Genomic DNA, 16,355 nt, shown 5'->3' with positions numbered 1-16,355 from the left:
GACGCGGAGTGCGGGTAAAAGCACGCCTACCAGGCTCACACAATCGCCGAGGCGCCGAGCGAAGGATCACTCGAGCCGATGCTCATGGATCGATGTACTCAGCCCCGTGCCGTTGATGTCCAAGTACAGCAGGCGTTCGGTGACGGAGAGGATGACCGTGTTACGGCGTTCGATCGCGGCGACGGCGGCATCGATGACGTCGCGATCGAAGCTGTATAGCGGAATCGTTTCGGCGCGGTGGATGCGCTTGCCGGTGTATTGCGCCAGCACCTTCGCGGGGTCACGATGGGTGTAGACCGCGACGCGTTCGGCGAGTTTGCTCCCGCGATGCAGCCGGTCGGCGTCGGGCGCGCCGACTTCGATCCACGCGGTGAGGCGTCCGGTGAGGTCGCGCACCAGCACCGCGGGCTCGTCGGTGGAGGATACCCCGCCGTCGCTGAAGGCGATTCCCTCCTCGTACTCGAGGCAATAGGCCAGCACTCGCGTCAGCATGAACTCCGCGGTTTCGGACGGGTGACGCGCTACCCGCAACTCCAACTCCTGGTAGACGCCCCGATCGACGTCGGCCAGTTGGACGGCGAAGTTGTGCAGTGTCGCGCTGAGTGCCATAGGTGCAGGAGCTTAACGGCGGTCGCAGTGCAGCCCGGAAGTGCCATGGCGATCACCACGAATAGCGCGCCCAGTAATGCCGGCTCAGTCTTCGCCCGCTCGGCGCTGATACGGGCGGGCCCGGAATACGTCCCGCAACCAAGGGGCTCTGCGGTGATGGGGGCGGCTGCGATCGGCCCACAGCGGGTTCGATTCGTCGCGACGGTAGACCGGTAGCTGGCCCGCGATGGCGAAGTGCAGGCGGGTGGCTTTGCCGACCACCTCACCGTCGGTGGCCAGCGCCTCCGGTGTGGGTAGCTGTACGAAGAGTTCGGGTAACTGGCGCTCGCCGTAGACCTTGCTGTGGCCGATCGCCGCCAGCAGCAGCGCCAGCACCGCACGGGTGCGCGACCAGCGCAGATCGGCGCGCAGCCAGCGTACGTCGAGCAGCCCGGCGTCGAGCCGGTCGCGGAACGCGGGCACGGCGCCGTGCGGATGGTAGGGGCCGTTGCCGATGAACAGGAACCACACCCGCTGCCAGCGCCCGTCCAAGCAGATCTCGATCGGTTCGGCCCGGCGCAGCGTGACCACGAGCGCGGCGGCGAATGCGGGCCATTTCCCCCAGCGCGACTGCCACTTCTCACGCAGCTGCACGAGATCCGGATAGGCGCCGAGGCTGGCGGTGTTGATCAGGTACCTGGTGCGCGAACCGGTTTCATCCTCGCACTCGACGCTGGCGATATCGACCGCGACCGCCTCGCCGACACCGGTGGCGTCGATGACCTCGCGCAGGTCGTAGACGCCGAGGTCGCGGGCGAAATGATTCAGTGTGCCGGTCGGGATGACGACCAACGGCAACTCGTGGCGCAGCGCGACCGCGGCCACGGCGGCCACCGTGCCGTCACCGCCCGCGACGCCGACCGCCGAGACCGGTTCGCCGTGTTCGGCGATGGCCTGCTCGAGTTGTTCGGCACAGTCCAGGTCCGGTCGCGTGCGCAGTACGGTGGCCGCGGGCAACGCCGCGACGACGTCGTCGGTGGGATCGTAGTTCGGGTCGCCGGAGATCGGATTCACCATGACCACAAGGCCTTTGCCCTCGACCAGCGCGGGTACCTCGCGGACCGGGCGGGCCTGCGCTTCGTCCGACTCGCGCACCGGCCACCAGCGGCGGGTGGCCAGGGCGACACCGGAACCGACGGCCGCTCCGACGAGCACGTCGGAACTCCAATGCACGCCGGTGTGTACCCGGGAGTACGCGACGGTGGCGGCCAGCGGGGCGACAACCAATGCGGTGCGCGGACTTTCCAGAGCCACGGCCGTGGCGAAGGCCGCGGCGCAGGCGCTGTGTCCCGAAGGGAACGAGGAGGACGTCGGGGCAGGGGTGAGCCGCCGGTGCGCGGGCAGCAGTTCGGCGGCAGGCCTGCGCCGTGCGACGAGCGGCTTCAGGCCCGCGTTGACGACGAGACTCGCGCCGGCGACGGAGACGACACCGCGGAACGCCGCCCGCCGCGGCGCGCCCTGGCGGGTGGCGAGTAGCGCCGCGATGACCAGCCACAGTCCGCTGAAATTCGCGCTGCCGGTAATCCGCAACAGACCGTGGTCGACCGCCGAGGCAGGCAGTTCGGCGACCACGCCGCCGATCGCTCGATCGATTCGTCCGATGCCGTGGAACTTCCGGCGCACCCTGCTACTCACCCGGTCGACACTACCGATCACCGCGCGAACGTCGCGAAACACCGTGACGCGAAACATTTCGACGCCAACTGTGCGGCCGGGTAGGCGCGGTGATCGCCTTCATATCCGGTCCTACGGACGCAAGCCCCGAAAACCGGGGTGTAACAGCGTTCTTCCCGAGCCGACTCCCAGGTGTCGGGAATTCGAAAGGGAGGCGAATGAAGACGATCATCGGTGCGGTCGTGGCGGCGATCGCGGTGAGCATCGCTGCGGGGGGATGTCAGGGCGAATCGGATACGTCGGCGACCGGAACGAACCAGCCCGGCCGGTCCACCATCGAGGCGACTCGATCGACGCCCGCACAGGGAGGCGACACATCCGAGGCGCCCGCCCCGAAAGTTCCTGTTACCAGCGGCAAGGGGCGCTGCGTCGATCCGGACTCGAGCGCGGTCGCCGAAGCGGTGAACTCGCTCGGGCCCGCGCCGGGCGGCGCGTCGTACGTCGTCGACAGCGCCACCGACGCACCCGCCGGGTCCTGCCCCGCACTGCTGTGGGTCCTGGTGGCGACACCCCGCGGGACCGCGAGTTCACCCTGGCATGTGATGTTCTTCAGCCACGACGGCTATCTCGGCACCGCGACGGCGAAAGCGACGTCCTATACGAAGGTGGTCGGTTCGACCGAACCCGGCGATTCCGGACCAGGTCGCCAACCCCGGCGGCTAACCGAGTGGTGATGGGGCTTCCGACACAGCGGCGTGTAGGGGTGCGGCCGTCGGATCACACGGGGTGCACCGAAAAAGGGCAACCAATGGTTGCGTGATGGCGCGCGGTGGACTAGCTTCATGTGCAACCGAAAGTTGCACATGGAGAAGGGTGATCGATATGGAGTACGGCAGCATCGAACGGGAGATATTCGTCGACGCCTCGCCCGAGGTGGTCTTCGAGGTGGTCAGCAGCCCCGAGCACATCTCGGAATGGTGGACCGACGACGCCTCGTTCGACGTGACTCCCGGCGCGGTCGGTGAGCTCGTCTGGGGTGACCGGGCGGAAGTGGTCCCGATGACCGTGGTGAACGCCGAGCCGCCTCGATTGTTCTCGTTCCGCTGGTGCTATCCGGAGGGCAAGGTCGACGACTCCGCCAACGCGCTGCTGGTGACGTTCGAGCTCACCCCGTCGGGCACGGGCACCAGGATCCGGCTCGTCGAGACCGGGTTCCGGGAGATGGGCTGGGAGGCCGCGAAGCTTGCGGAGCAATACCGCGAACACAGCACGGGGTGGGACACCTTCGTTCCCCGGCTCGGGGAGTACCTGGCTCGGCTGGTATCGACCCCGTGACCGCCGCCGTCGACGACGACCTGTGGTCCGCGGTCGGGGACCCGACCCGTCGGCGGATGCTCGACCTGTTGCTGGCCGATGGTGGCGGCACGGCCACCGGTCTCAGTGAGCGGCTGCCGGTGACCCGGCAGGCGGTCGCCAAACATCTCGGCGTGCTCGACCGCGTCGGTTTGGTGCATGCCACGCCCGCAGGCCGGGAGCGGAGGTATCGGGTGGACGAGGAGCAACTGGCCCGCGCGGTCGCGCAGCTGTCCTCGGTGGGCGCGGCGTGGGACGCCAGGCTCCGGCGTATCAAGCGGATCGCCGAGGCCATCCAGCGCGAGCAGGACCAGCAGTGAACGCATGAAGGTCATACGGGAAAGCGTTACCGGTGGAGGTGCTGTCGTGTGCGCGGTCAGGCGCCGACGTATGCCGCGAGGTGCTCCCCGGTGAGGGTGGAACGAGCGGCGACCAGATCGGCGGGTGTGCCTTCGAAGACGACCAGGCCGCCGTCGTGGCCCGCGCCGGGACCGAGATCGATGATCCAGTCGGCGTGCGCCATGACCGCTTGGTGGTGCTCGATGACGATGACCGACTTGCCGGAGTCGACGAGCCGGTCGAGCAGGCCGAGCAGTTGCTCGACGTCGGCTAGGTGCAGGCCGGTGGTCGGCTCGTCGAGGACGTAGACGCCGCCCTTGTCGGCCATGTGGGTGGCCAGCTTGAGCCGCTGCCGCTCGCCGCCGGACAGCGTGGTGAGCGGCTGGCCGAGGCTGAGGTAGCCGAGCCCTACGTCGGCGAGGCGCTCGAGGATGGCGTGCGCGGCGGGCGTGCGCGCCGCACCCGCTCCGAAGAACTCCCCGGCCTCGAGCACCGACATCGCGAGCACCTCGCTGATGTCGCGGCCGCCGAGGTGGTACTCCAGCACCGACGCCTGGTATCGCTTGCCCTCGCACTCCTCGCAGGTGCTGGCGACACCGGCCATCATCGCCAGGTCGGTGTAGATGACGCCCGCGCCGTTGCAGGTGGGGCACGCGCCTTCGGAATTGGCGCTGAACAGCGCCGGTTTCACGCCGTTGGCCTTCGCGAAAGCCTTACGAATCGGTTCGAGCAGCCCGGTGTAGGTCGCCGGGTTGCTGCGCCGCGAGCCGCGAATGGGGGTCTGGTCCACCGCCACCACACCCTCGCTCGCGGGGATCGACCCGTGCACGAGCGAGCTCTTGCCGGACCCGGCCACACCGGTGACGGCGACGAGCACCCCGAGCGGAATGTCGACGTCGACGTCGCGCAAGTTGTTCGCCTTGGCGCCGCGGATCTCCAGCGTGCCTTTGGGCTTGCGCACCGTCTCCTTCAGAGTGGCCCGGTCGTCGAAATGGCGCCCGGTGACGGTGCCGCTGGACCGCAGGCCCTCGACGGTACCCTCGAAGCAGATGGTGCCGCCCGCCGTACCGGCTCCGGGGCCGAGGTCGACGACATGGTCGGCGATCACGATCGTCTCCGGCTTGTGCTCCACGACGAGCACTGTGTTGCCCTTGTCCCGCAGCCGCAGCAGCAGGTTGTTCATCCGCTGGATGTCGTGGGGGTGCAGGCCGATGGTCGGCTCGTCGAAGACGTAGGTGACGTCGGTGAGCGAGGAACCGAGGTGGCGGATCATCTTGGTGCGCTGCGCCTCACCGCCCGACAGCGTTCCGGCGGGCCGGTCGAGCGAGAGATAGCCCAGCCCGATCTCCACGAACGAGTCGAGAGTGTGCCGGAGCGCGGCCAGCAGCGGCGCCACCGACGGCTCGTCGAGGCCTCCGACCCATTCGGCCAGGTCACTGATCTGCATCGCACAAGCGTCGGCGATGCTGATCCCTTCGATCTTGGATGATCGAGCCGCCGCGCTGAGCCGGGTGCCGTCGCACTCCGGGCAGACGGCGAAGGTGACCGCCCGGTCCACGAACGCCCGGATATGCGGCTGCATCGCCTCCCGGTCCTTGGACAGGAACGACTTCTGGATCTTGGGAATCAGCCCCTCGTAGGTGAGGTTGACGCCCTCGACCTTCACCTTCGTCGGCTCTTTGTAGAGGAAGTCCTGCATCTCCCGTTTGGTGAACTCGCGGATCGGCTTGTTCGGGTCCACGAAACCCGACTCGGCGTAGACCCGCACCGTCCAGAAACTGTCGGACTTCCAGCCGGGGATGGTGAACGCGCCGTCGGAGAGCGACTTGGAGTCGTCGTAGAGCTGGGTGAGGTCGATGTCGGACACCGATCCCCGGCCCTCGCAGCGCGGGCACATGCCACCGGTGATGCTGAAGCTGCGACGTTCCTTCACGGACTTCCCGGCACGTTCAACCGTCACCGCGCCCGCTCCGCTGATCGAGGCGACGTTGAACGAGAACGCTTGTGGGGAGCCGATGTGCGGCTTCCCGAGCCGGCTGAAGAGGATGCGCAGCATGGCGTTGGCGTCGGTGGCGGTGCCGACCGTGGAGCGGGGATCGGCGCCCATCCGCTGCTGGTCCACGATGATCGCGGTCGTCAGCCCCTCCAGCACGTCGACCTCCGGACGTGCCAGCGTCGGCATGAAGCCCTGCACGAACGCGCTGTAGGTTTCGTTGATCAGCCGCTGCGACTCCGCGGCGATCGTGCTGAACACCAAGGAGCTCTTGCCCGAGCCGGAGACACCGGTGAACACCGTCAAACGGCGTTTCGGGATCTCGATGCTGACGTCCTTCAGATTGTTCTCGCGCGCTCCGTGCACGCGAATCAGATCGTGGCTGTCGGCAGCGTGCGGCGCAGTCGACTGCGGGTCCGTCCTCGTGGCCGTGCTCATCGTGTCTCCATCTGTTCGGTCGGGGCGGGCCGGCTGGTCTGCGTCGACGTGCCGGTGCCGGATGCGACGGTGATCGCCCGGTGTCGTGGCTGGGGCGCTGCGCCTCAGCGCAGTTCTTGGATGCGGATCAGGTTGCCCGCGGGATCGCGGACGGCGCAGTCGCGAACTCCGTACGGCTGATCGGTCGGCTCCTGGACGATCTCGGCGTCGTGGGCCGCCAGCCGCTCGAAGGCGCCATCGAGATCTTTGGTTGCCAAGAGAATGCCGCCGTAGGTTCCCTTGGCCATCATCTCGGTGATGGTGCGGCGCTCGTCGTCGGTGATGCCGGGGTCGACGCCCGGCGGATGCAGGACGATGGACGTTTCGGGCTGGTCGACGGGGCCGACGGTGAGCCAGCGCAGCCCTTCGTATCCGACGTCTTTGCGCACCTCGAAGCCGAGGGTGTCACGGTAGAAGGCGAGAGCCGCCTCCGCGTCGTTGTGCGGCAGGAAGCTCGAGTGAATGGTGATGTCCATGGCAGTCAGGCTAATTGCGGCTCGGTAACCGGCGCTTCTCGATTCCTGATCGGTCTGGTGACCTGTTTGGCCACGCACGCGGGCATCCCCGCCGCCGCGTCCGCCTCCTGCCTGCGATAGACGCTCGGCGGCACGCCGACCAACTCGGTGAAGCGAGTGCTGAAGGTGCCCAGCGACGAGCAGCCGACCGCGAAACAGACCTCGGTGACGCTGAGGTCCCCGCGACGCAGCAGCGCCATCGCGCGTTCGATGCGCCGCGTCATCAGATAGGAGTACGGCGACTCGCCGTAGGCGAGCCGGAACTGGCGGCTGAGATGTCCGGCCGACATGTGCGCGTCCCGGGCGAGCGCCTCGACGTCCAGCGGCTGCGCATACTCCCGGTCGATACGGTCGCGTACGCGGCGTAGTCGCGCGAGGTCGTGCAAATGCTGCGCTGCGGCGGGTCTGCTGGTCACCTACCAGATCGTGCCACATCCGGGGGACGAGTCGGGCAAATGTCCAGATGCGGCCACCCGGCATCACGCCAAGGCGGCCGGGTGAGATTCGAGTGCCTTCCTCCCCGGTTCGGCGTCAGTCGCTCGGCAACCTGGCCTCGCCGGCGGGTCGGCGAACCGCGATCTCGGCGAGCTCGGCCACCCGTGCCGCGGGAACCACGATCCCGGGTGCCCCGAGAGTCCAGCGAAGGAATGCCTCGACGCTCATCGCGGGTACTTCGCCGAGATAGGGCTGGACGTAGACCGGTGTGTTCGGTTCACTGCGCCAGCTGGTGGCGAGTGTGCCGATGTCCACCGCGTCATAGCCGAGGAGGTCCAACAGCCGGGTGGTCTCCGCCTTCGCCTCCGCGTCGTCGCCGGCGATGGGCAGCGCGCTGCGATCCGGCGCGCTCGCGGGACGGGCCAGGCACAACAGCTGGTGCGGGGTGACGTTGTTGCATGCCTTGACCACTCGAGAGCCCGCGAGGTGGCGTTGCAGCAGTGCGCTCGAGGTCAGGGAGCCGTCGTCCAGTTCGGACAGGTGACCGTCTCGTTCGGGGTAGTAGTTCGCGGTGTCCAGCACGGTCTTGCCGGCCAGCGCCTCGGCGGGGAGATGTTCGTGGGCTTTCAGCGGGACGGCCGCCACCACCAGATCGGCCGCGCGTGCCGCTTGCGCTGGTGTGGCCGCTCGGGCGCCTTCGCCCAGCTCGGCGACCAGCGCGGCGAGTGTCCGAGGGTCACGCGAATTACTGAGGATGACCTCGAGTCCGGCCGCGAGGGCCAGGCGGGCAATGGTGGAACCGATCATTCCGCTGCCGATGAGTCCGAGGGTTCGGGGCACGCGTTCGCTCCGTTCGTTCGTGGGGACATCGTGAGACCGGCGGCGAGCGAGCGCGGAAAGCCATGCCCGGTTCGCGACGGTGACTCGTCCGACAGCATCGAGCCGTTCCGGCTGCCGGACCAGCCCCGCGTTCTGGGTACTCACGGTGTGAGCACCCTCGGACGTCCCGGCGTACATAGGGTTATGGAGTGGACGACCGGACCGAGCTGAGCGAGTTCTTGAAATCACGCCGTGCCCGCGTGCGCCCGCGGGACGTCGGGCTGCGAGACTACGGCACGGTACGCCGGGTCGCGGGCCTGAGACGGGAGGAGCTGGCTCGGCTGGCGGGCGTGAGCGTCGCCCACTACACACGTTTGGAACAGGGCAGCGGTGACCGCGTCTCGGACGAGGTCCTGGATGCCGTCGGCGCGGCACTGCGCCTGGACCGGGACGAACTCGCCTACCTCCACCGGCTCGCTCGGCGGCCCCGGCCATGTACGCGAGCCGCGCCGGAGGTGACCTCTGGCTTGCTCCGCCTGCTGGAGTCGTTCGTGATGACCCCCGCCCTGCTGGTCGGTCGACACACCCAGATCGTCGGCTGGAATCAGCTCGCCGTGGCGGTGTTCGGTGACTTTCCCACGCTGCCGGAGAACCGCCGCACCTTCTCGCATCTGCTGTTCGGCGAACCCCGGTCACGTGCGCTGTACCGCACCGGTTGGGAGCGGGCGGCGCACGATCACGTGGCGCATCTGCGCGTTCTGCTCGGACGATATCGAGGGGATGCCGCACTCACCGCACACATAGATCACCTGCGGGAGGAGAGCGCCGATTTCGCCCGACTGTGGGACGAGCGCTCGGTCGCGCAGGTCCGGTCTCGGGCCTACGCGCTGCACCACCCGGTGGTGGGCGAGCTGGTCCTGCACGGCGAACTCGTCGCGCTGCCCGACGAGCCGTTGTGTTGCGGGCTGGACCTGTTCGCCGCCGAGCCGGGTTCGGCGTCCGAGCAGGCGCTGCGGAAACTCGGCAACCGCTGAGCCGACCTGCCGCCCGGACCGCTACCAGAAGGTCGGCGTGAGTTCGTACTGTGCGAGCGCCCGCCGCACCAGCTCGGTGAGCTGCTCGGCGTCGAGGAGTTTCGGCGGGTGGAAACCGTTGAAGCGCAGCGTGATCGCGTCGGCGGTTTCGACCAGCGCGACGTAGAGGTTGCCGCCGCGTTCGGTCAGCACGGTCCGGTCGTTCAGGCTCTGATTGACCAAGCCGAGCGTTATCGCCGAGGCCGGGCGGCCATCGATGCGAAGGACGTCGGGGTCGAGCTTTCCGACGCTGGAGCACACCGTGGAGACCGCGTCGGTGGCGGCTTGCCGCGCCAGTTTCGCGTAGAGGCCGCGCGGCAGCGCCACCGCGACCGGGATCAGCGGTGGGATGTTGCGACCCGCGGCAGCGGCCGCGACGAGCTTTTCCTTCATCACCGCGCGCAGCGGGGCGAGGTCGGCCGGTTCGCCGTCACGGAGGTCGACCTCGAAGTCGATCGAGGTCAGTGCGTTCGCGCGCTGATCACCGGCGGTGCGGGTGCTGACCGGCATCATCATGCGGACCCGGCCTTGCTCGTCGGTGCGACCGATCTCGGCGGCGATGGCCGCCATCATCGCCACCGCCAACGTGGTGCCGGTTCCACCTCGGTTGCGTGCCGCCGCGTGCCAGAGCTGTGCCGGGACCGTCGCGGTGACCGTCGGCAGGCGGAAGTCCTGAGCCTGCTCGTCGAGATCCCGGGCCTCGGCGCCGCGCCTGGCGACGGCCAGCCGCAGCGCCAAACCGAGAGCCGAGGGCAGCAAACGGGCACGCCGCGTGGCAGCGCGGAGATCGCTGGTCAGCAACCGTAGCCTGCCGAACTCGTCGGTCCGGTAATGCGGATCGAGCCGCTCGCCCGCGACCGCCTCCGCGATCGCCGCGCAGAATGCTTGGGCGTCCGCGATGGTGTGGGATACCAGCAGCGACACGGCGCTCTCCCCGTTGTCGAGGTCGGTCACGGCCAACCGCCACGCCGGCCCGCCGAAGGTGCGCAACCGCGCGCGCCCCTGCTCGGCGATCCAGGCCTCGAGTTCGCCACGGGGTATCGGCGCGTCCGCGACCTCGATGGGGCTGAACTCGGCTCGGGTGGTCCATCGGTCCCCGGCGGCGGAGAGCATCGCGGGCGCGACCACCTGCCCCATCCTGCCGTGCCGCAACGCCTCGTGGAATCTCTCCAGGGCGGCCATGTCCACCGGACGGTCGTACCGCCAGACGATCTGTATGGCCAGAGTCCCCCCTAGCGCCGCATGCCCCCGTGCGCTCACGGAGTCGATGTCGTCCAGGCGGTAGGTCACGCGAATCTCCCTCGAGTCCGGACGCCGGAGCAGGAGTGCGCCGGTGTCGTCGCCGTCAGCTCGGCGATACGAAGATGGAAATCGTTCGCATACCCCCGTTCGAGCTGCGGTCAACACAGAGCATTCAGGTCCGGCAACGCCGTGGTCAACCCTACTGGCGGGTTCGGTGCTGATCTCGTGTTCACGTGCCGGGCAGAGCGGCGCGACTCAGCGCCAGGGGCGCGCAAGAGTGCACTGTTCAGCGCGCGTGCCACCTTCCTGGCGCCGACAGCGGCAGGGTTGCCGAGAAAGAGCCGAGACGCTTGGGGTGGGTGGGCGCCCATAGGCCACCGAGGGGTGGCTGGGCGGTTTCAGCTCGACGCCGGAGCGCGCCGGCGGATCAGCGGCAAGTAGACCTCGTCCACGATCTCGACCAGGACGTCGTCGGGCGCGCTCGGCGCGCCGCGCACGACGAATTCGTTGCGGAGCAGGACAAGGGCGACGGTGGCGACCCGCGGATGCAGCGATTCGGGAGCGGCTTCTCCTCGCGCCACCGCGCGGCCGAGGACGGTGAGCCATGGCGCGGTGGCGGCATCGCCGGATTGGTCCGGCAGCTGGACCAGCAGTTCCGCCGCGCCACCTGCGGCTGCGATGAGTTCGCGCAGGATCGCGCCGAGTGGCGAACTCCAATGGCGGTTGACCTGGCGCAGTAGTTCGAGTGCGTCTTCGCGCAGGTCTCCGGTATCGGGCGGCTGCGCCATCGTGGCCAGCAGGCGATAGGCGGCGACGCCGAGCGCCAAGCGGTTGGGCCAGCGCCGGTAGATGGCGTTCTTGTTGGTGCCGGCCCGCGCGGCGACCTTCCAGGGCGCGGGCGATCTGGGCGCGAGGGGCCTGGAGATCGTCGAATACGACGACACCCACGGACCGGTTCGATTGAACGGCGAATACGCCCGCGACGAGCCCGGGCAGGCGCGGTACGTACGCGAACTGCTGGAAACCTTCGATGCCGAGGGCGTCGACAGCGCGTTCGTGTTCGTTCTCGCGCTCTACGACCACGTGCACCGCCCAAGCGGCAGCCCCCGCGACGACTTGGACCTGGCGAGCTACGGCGTGGTCAAAGTCTTCGAAGACCGCCACGGCGAAACCTACCCCGACCTCCCGTGGGAGCCCAAAGCCGCGTTCACCGCTCTGGCCGAGTACTACCGAAGGCGTTGAGACACGAGCCCGAGTCCGGCGGGTGACGGTGGGTCAGTCGGGACGCCGGCGGTGGTGGCGGAATGCCAACCGGACGAGGTCGGCGATGTCGGGGTCGGCGATCGCGTAGATGTTGCGCTTGCCGTCGCGATGGGCGCGGACCAGTCCGGCGAGTTCGAGCTTGGCCAGGTGCTGGCTCACGGCGGGCAGGGACTGGCCGACAGCGGCGGCGAGGGCGCCGACATCGTGCTCGCCTTGGGCGAGCAGCCAGAGTATCTGCAAGCGGGCGGTGGCCGCGAGCATGCCGAAACCGCCGCGGCGTCCTGTAGTCGGTCCGCCGGGATGAGATCCGGCGGCTCGCCGTGCTGGGTCACATCCGCCTCCAAAGCTGTCGGTAGGGTGGCACGACCCTGTTCGCCGGCGCAACCGCTGGCCGCCGACCGGCCTGTCCGGTGCGTCGGCGAAAGCGGTTGGCGTGCCGGGTCGTCCGGGCGGAGCGTGCCGCTAGATTTCCACCGAGTGGCGCGCCGTCGAACACTTGCGCAACTGATTGACGTACCCCGATCGACGGGTTTCTAATGATGGATGGCGCAATTCGTGCGCCGGTCGACCAACGAAGCGAGGTGAGCGGCAGATGCCGGATGACAGTATCGACGTCCACAGCCGGGTCGCCCTCGTGAAACGGGTTGCGCCGGCGCGTTGTTGATCTGCGTGCGTAACCGTCGGCCGGGCAACGGCGCCCCGATCGCCCGACGCGGCACGGAATCCGCCTTTCAGTTCTTCGACGCGTAAGGGCGGCGCATCCGATTTCCACCGATGCGCAGTCCTTTGCCCGCGGCGTCACCGTGTCTGGTCTCGTCGGGGCTCGACGCTGCCCGTCCCCGCGCGCCCGTCCTCTCTCCGGGGGAGGCGCGCGCCAGCCCGAACGATAGTAAGTATTGGAGCCCCCGCTATGGCCACATTGCTCGGAAATGCCGAAATATCGCCTCACCCAGTCTATCTGGAGCATCAGGCGATCCGGTCCACCACCGATCGCCCCCTCTCCACCGGCCCGGGCGTGCCGACCGTGCACGGTGGCCATCCGCGGCAGCCGGTCGGCTCCTGCTCCTCGTCACACAGGTTCTCGGGGCAGCAGTAGCCGATGACGACCTTTCTCAATGCCGTGACCGCCGACCACTTCGACACCGAAGTGCTTCAGCAGCATTGGATTCCGCTCGCCGCCGACGACGCCGACACCGCGGCCGTGCTCCGGGAACGGCTCGGCATCGATTTCACCGCCGCGCGCACCCAGGTGTGGGAGAGCGACAACTTCCGCTATTTCCCGGTGGCCGCCACCTACCGGCGCGGCGAGACCATCGAACGCGAGACGATCGTCTTCGCACTGGGCGGTGAGTTCCTGGTGACGTTGCAGCCGTCGGAACATTTCCTCCCGTTCGACAAAGCGGTCACGAAGATGCGCCGCGATCCCGCCCTCGCCGGTTCCGCGCAGGGCGTGATGTACGCGCTGCTGTGGGCGCTGAACGAGGAGTCGGAGCGGGTGATCCACCACGCCGTCGACGCGCTGGAGGCGATGAGCGACGAGATCCAGACGGCGGCGGACGGCGACGATCGGCGCGGGCGTGCGATCGGGATTCCCGACCTGCACGGCACCATATCGCGGATGAACGCGACCGAACAGGTCGTCTCGCGCACCCGGCAGGCCCAGCTGCAACTGGCCCGTGCCGCGCGCCACTTGACGGCCGACACGGTGCCCGGCCACGAGCTGAACGGTTCGATCCGTATTCTCGCCGCCGACATCGAAGGGGTGGCGCAGCAAGCGGGCTTCGCGCACGAGAAGGCCCGCTACCTGCAGCAAGCCGTGAAGATCCGGTTGGACGCGCAACGTGGCCGGGCCCTCGGGGTCTGGACCTTCATCACCGCGGTCCTCCTGCCGCCCACGCTGATCGTCACCTGCTCCGGAATCTATTTCGCCCTCGTCGCCGCATTGTCCTGGCCGTACGAGATTCTGGCGGTGACCCTGATGACGCTGCTGGCCGCCGCGATCCCGTGGGCCTACCTCGAGAAGAAGGGCCGACTGCGCTGAGTCGGGGCCGCGTGGCCGCCACTCGTTTCCGGCGATCATTACCTCGCGCGTAATCGACGCGCGGCCCGCGGCACGGCAAGGTTGGAGACAGCCGAACGGAAGAGCGGGTCGGCGGACGAAAACCATTACGGCACAGGAGGATTCATCATGTCGCGCTACGAGGAAGCGGTCGATCGGTACTTCGCCGCGTGGAATGCCACCGACGAGCAGACCAGGGCCGCGGCGGTCGCGGCTGCCTGGGCCGAGGACGGCGGGTACACCGATCCGCTCGCCGAGGTGAGCGGGCACGCCGAGTTGGCGGCGGCGATCGCAGGCGCGCAGGCGCAGTTCCCCGGCTTCGAGTTCCGTCGCCTCGGCGAGGTCGACGGCCACCACGACATCGCCCGTTTCTCTTGGGAGTTGGTGTCGGCGGCCGACGGCAGCGCCCCGGTCGCGGGGTCGGACGTGATCACCCTGGGTGCCGACGGGCGGATCACGAATGTGCACGGTTTTCTCGACCGGCTGCCCTCGGCCTGACGGGTCTGCCCCTCGACGGGCGTCGGCTCGGCTCGACACGTGCGGGAGCGACAGCGGAGAATGCGCGAATCCGTCCGTGGTGAACTGCGGGAATCGCGGTCGGGCCGAGTCGCGTCGGTGTCGCTTCCGAACGCGAAGCCGCTGCGGAGATGGCGGTGGCCGGTCGCGCACCAGGCGCAGGCCACCACGACACGCCCGGCGCCCAGCGGTCCCGTTGCGCCTATGGCGAACACGGTGCGTCGCCCGCGCCCTGAAGGCATCCTGGACCCCAGGAGTGCAATCCGGCAAGCAGGGTGGTGGTCGGCGTGGACAACGCCGCGATGGATGCCTATTCGCGCACGGTGATCGCGGTGGCGGCGTCGGTGACGCCGCATGTGGCCAGTGTGCGGACCAGGCGGGGGAGCGGATCGGCGGTGATCTTCACCGACGACGGGTATCTGCTGACCAACGCGCACGTCATCGGCGTGGCGCGCGGGGGCGAGGTGGTCTTCGCCGACGGGGTGGAGTCGCGTTTCGACGTGATCGGAGTGGATCCGCTGTCGGATCTGGCGGTGCTGCGCGCACGCGACGGCGCCCCGGACGCGGTCACCCTCGGCGACGCCGACCGATTGGTGGTCGGTCAGTTGGTGGTGGCGGTCGGCAACCCGCTCGGCCTGGCCGGTTCGGTCACCGCGGGCGTGGTGAGCGCGCTCGGGCGCGCGGTTCCGGTCGCCTCCCGCCGCGCCGGGCGGGTGATCGAGGACGTGATCCAGACCGACGCCGCGCTCAACCCCGGTAATTCCGGTGGAGCGTTGTCGGATTCGGCCGGCCGGGTGGTCGGCATCAACACCGCGGTCGCCGGCATCGGTCTCGGCCTGGCCATCCCGATCAACGCGACGACGCGCCGGATCATCGGCACGCTGCACACCGAGGGACGCGTCCGGCGCGCGTACCTCGGCTTGGTCGGTGTGCCGGCGCCGCTGCCGGAGCCGGTCGCCGCGCGCACCGGGCAGGGCGCCGGGGTGCGCATCGTCGAGGTGGTCCGCGGCGGCCCCGCCGAGCACGCCGGGCTGCGCCGCGGCGATCTCGTGCTGAGCGTGGCGCGTGCGCAAGTGCATGACGCGCAAGGCATCCAGCGTCAATTGTTCGCCGAGGCGATCGGTGTGCAGTTGCCCGTGACCGTGCTGCGCAACGGGGCCATGGTGGACGTGATCGCGGTCCCGGTGGAACTGGCCGCGGACTGAGCGCGGCCTACTTCGCGGCGACGGGCTCGGCGGCGGCCATCGGCGCGGGTGGCGCCGTTCTCCATCGCGCGTCGAGGACCAATCCGGCCATGCCGACCGCGAGGCAGACGCCCGACAGCGCCAGCATCGCCGGATGAGTCGTCCCGGTGAGCGCATCGCCGAGGATGACGGTGCCGATCGTGCCGGGTAGCACGCCGAGCACCGTGGCGACCAGATACGGCCAGAACCGGATCGAGGACAATCCGCAGCAATAGTTGATCACCGAGAACGGCACCGCCGCGATCAGCCGCAGCGAGCCCACCGCCAGCCAGCCTCGGCGCGCGAGACGGTCGTCGATGGCGCGGACCGCGGGATGGGTGAGGCGTGCGGCGACTCGATCTCGATCGAGGGCCCGGACGAGCAGGATCGCCAGCACCGCGCTGACAGTCGTGGCACCCACCGCCAGCGTGATGCCCAGCAGCGGGCCGAACAGCAGCCCGGCGCTCACGGTGAACACGGTGCGTGGGATCGGCGCGACCGTCACCAGGGCGTGCACCACGAAGAACAGCAGCGGGAAGACCGGGCCGACGGACGTCGCCCACTCGTGCACCTGCCGCGGCGACGGCAGCGGAACCAGCAGCGCCGCGCCGAACAACGCGACCGCCCCGACGATCAGCGCGACGATACGCGGGTCACGGATCAGCCTCGTCACGACTCCGCCTCGCCGGCGTTCGGCTGTGTCGTGTTCATCGGCGTCGTGCCCATCGGCGCTGTATTCGATTGTTCCCTCGCCACGCTCGGTCACCCGCGACAGGTTACCGGTTG

The 16,355-nt window shown here is 69.0% G+C and carries 18 protein-coding genes; 8 read left to right on the top strand and 10 right to left on the bottom strand.

All coding sequences use genetic code 11. From position 1 onward, the window contains the following. Positions 1–66 precede the first annotated feature (66 nt). Positions 67–609, bottom strand: coding sequence for a YaeQ family protein (locus GVY39_RS19210; protein WP_159926386.1), 543 nt, complete (start codon positions 607–609; stop codon positions 67–69). An 84-nt stretch (positions 610–693) separates the two neighbouring features. After that, positions 694–2,283 carry a bifunctional phosphatase PAP2/diacylglycerol kinase family protein gene (locus GVY39_RS19205; protein ID WP_236565533.1) on the bottom strand — a complete coding sequence of 530 codons (1,590 nt, stop codon included), beginning with the start codon at positions 2,281–2,283 and terminating at the stop codon, positions 694–696. Between the two features lie 197 nt (positions 2,284–2,480). On the opposite strand from GVY39_RS19205, the gene GVY39_RS19200 reads away from it, so the two are divergent. From GVY39_RS19200 to GVY39_RS19190, 3 genes are all read left to right on the top strand, one after another. Next, the gene (locus GVY39_RS19200) at positions 2,481–2,996 is read left to right on the top strand and encodes an LppP/LprE family lipoprotein (protein WP_159926388.1); all 516 of its coding nucleotides are present in this window, start codon (positions 2,481–2,483) and stop codon (positions 2,994–2,996) included. Between the two features lie 148 nt (positions 2,997–3,144). Further along, positions 3,145–3,597 (top strand): SRPBCC family protein, encoded by a 453-nt coding sequence (locus GVY39_RS19195; RefSeq protein WP_159926552.1) that lies wholly within the window; start codon positions 3,145–3,147, stop codon positions 3,595–3,597. After that, positions 3,594–3,935, top strand: coding sequence for a metalloregulator ArsR/SmtB family transcription factor (locus GVY39_RS19190; protein ID WP_159926390.1), 342 nt, complete (start codon positions 3,594–3,596; stop codon positions 3,933–3,935). The genes GVY39_RS19195 and GVY39_RS19190 overlap by 4 nt, the downstream gene beginning before the upstream one ends. Before the next feature lie 56 nt (positions 3,936–3,991). On the opposite strand, the gene GVY39_RS19185 is transcribed toward GVY39_RS19190, so the two are convergent. The 4 genes from GVY39_RS19185 to GVY39_RS19170 form a co-directional block, all read right to left on the bottom strand. Next, a complete protein-coding gene (locus GVY39_RS19185; RefSeq protein WP_159926392.1) occupies positions 3,992–6,385 on the bottom strand; it encodes an excinuclease ABC subunit UvrA in 2,394 nt (797 codons plus the stop codon). 104 nt (positions 6,386–6,489) lie between these two features. Continuing rightward, positions 6,490–6,900, bottom strand: coding sequence for a VOC family protein (locus tag GVY39_RS19180; protein ID WP_159926394.1), 411 nt, complete (start codon positions 6,898–6,900; stop codon positions 6,490–6,492). Positions 6,901–6,905: 5 nt separating this feature from the next. After that, positions 6,906–7,355 (bottom strand): helix-turn-helix transcriptional regulator, encoded by a 450-nt coding sequence (locus GVY39_RS19175; RefSeq protein WP_159926396.1) that lies wholly within the window; start codon positions 7,353–7,355, stop codon positions 6,906–6,908. A gap of 115 nt (positions 7,356–7,470) precedes the next feature. Beyond that, positions 7,471–8,214, bottom strand: coding sequence for an NADPH-dependent F420 reductase (locus GVY39_RS19170; protein ID WP_159926398.1), 744 nt, complete (start codon positions 8,212–8,214; stop codon positions 7,471–7,473). A gap of 188 nt (positions 8,215–8,402) precedes the next feature. Between GVY39_RS19170 and GVY39_RS19165 the strand changes: the two genes are divergently transcribed. Further along, complete coding sequence (locus tag GVY39_RS19165; RefSeq protein ID WP_159926400.1) at positions 8,403–9,227, top strand: helix-turn-helix domain-containing protein; 825 nt, start codon at positions 8,403–8,405, stop codon at positions 9,225–9,227. A 21-nt stretch (positions 9,228–9,248) separates the two neighbouring features. Here the strand turns inward: GVY39_RS19165 and GVY39_RS19160 are convergent, their stop codons facing one another. Both GVY39_RS19160 and GVY39_RS19155 read right to left on the bottom strand, forming a co-directional pair. After that, on the bottom strand, positions 9,249–10,556 hold the full coding sequence (locus GVY39_RS19160; protein ID WP_159926402.1) for a hypothetical protein: 1,308 nt from the start codon (positions 10,554–10,556) through the stop codon (positions 9,249–9,251). A gap of 350 nt (positions 10,557–10,906) precedes the next feature. Then, a complete protein-coding gene (locus GVY39_RS19155; RefSeq protein WP_236565534.1) occupies positions 10,907–11,335 on the bottom strand; it encodes a TetR-like C-terminal domain-containing protein in 429 nt (142 codons plus the stop codon). A 22-nt stretch (positions 11,336–11,357) separates the two neighbouring features. Here GVY39_RS19155 and GVY39_RS19150 point away from each other — a divergent pair, with 22 nt between their 5' ends. Continuing rightward, positions 11,358–11,750, top strand: a complete 393-nt coding sequence (locus GVY39_RS19150; protein ID WP_201295273.1) for a hypothetical protein — start codon at positions 11,358–11,360, stop codon at positions 11,748–11,750. 33 nt (positions 11,751–11,783) lie between these two features. Here GVY39_RS19150 and GVY39_RS19145 read toward each other — a convergent pair whose 3' ends face one another. Further along, positions 11,784–12,032: a metalloregulator ArsR/SmtB family transcription factor gene (locus GVY39_RS19145; RefSeq protein ID WP_159926406.1), complete on the bottom strand. Its 249-nt coding sequence runs from the start codon at positions 12,030–12,032 to the stop codon at positions 11,784–11,786. Positions 12,033–12,870: 838 nt separating this feature from the next. On the opposite strand from GVY39_RS19145, the gene GVY39_RS19140 reads away from it, so the two are divergent. The 3 genes from GVY39_RS19140 to GVY39_RS19130 all read left to right on the top strand — a co-directional run bounded on the left by GVY39_RS19140 (position 12,871) and on the right by GVY39_RS19130 (position 15,551). Further along, positions 12,871–13,812 (top strand): CorA family divalent cation transporter, encoded by a 942-nt coding sequence (locus GVY39_RS19140; RefSeq protein WP_159926408.1) that lies wholly within the window; start codon positions 12,871–12,873, stop codon positions 13,810–13,812. Between the two features lie 147 nt (positions 13,813–13,959). After that, on the top strand, positions 13,960–14,328 hold the full coding sequence (locus GVY39_RS19135; protein WP_159926410.1) for a nuclear transport factor 2 family protein: 369 nt from the start codon (positions 13,960–13,962) through the stop codon (positions 14,326–14,328). Between the two features lie 320 nt (positions 14,329–14,648). Continuing rightward, on the top strand, positions 14,649–15,551 hold the full coding sequence (locus GVY39_RS19130; RefSeq protein WP_195140054.1) for a S1C family serine protease: 903 nt from the start codon (positions 14,649–14,651) through the stop codon (positions 15,549–15,551). Between the two features lie 7 nt (positions 15,552–15,558). On the opposite strand, the gene GVY39_RS19125 is transcribed toward GVY39_RS19130, so the two are convergent. Further along, the gene (locus GVY39_RS19125; RefSeq protein ID WP_201295270.1) at positions 15,559–16,242 is read right to left on the bottom strand and encodes a TVP38/TMEM64 family protein; all 684 of its coding nucleotides are present in this window, start codon (positions 16,240–16,242) and stop codon (positions 15,559–15,561) included. Positions 16,243–16,355 lie beyond the last annotated feature (113 nt).

The organism is Nocardia sp. CY15, assembly GCF_009829295.1.
GTDB classification, from domain to species: domain Bacteria; phylum Actinomycetota; class Actinomycetes; order Mycobacteriales; family Mycobacteriaceae; genus Nocardia; species Nocardia sputi.
Note: the sequence above shows the minus strand (reverse complement) of the source record. Positions and strands in the feature narration are given on the sequence as shown.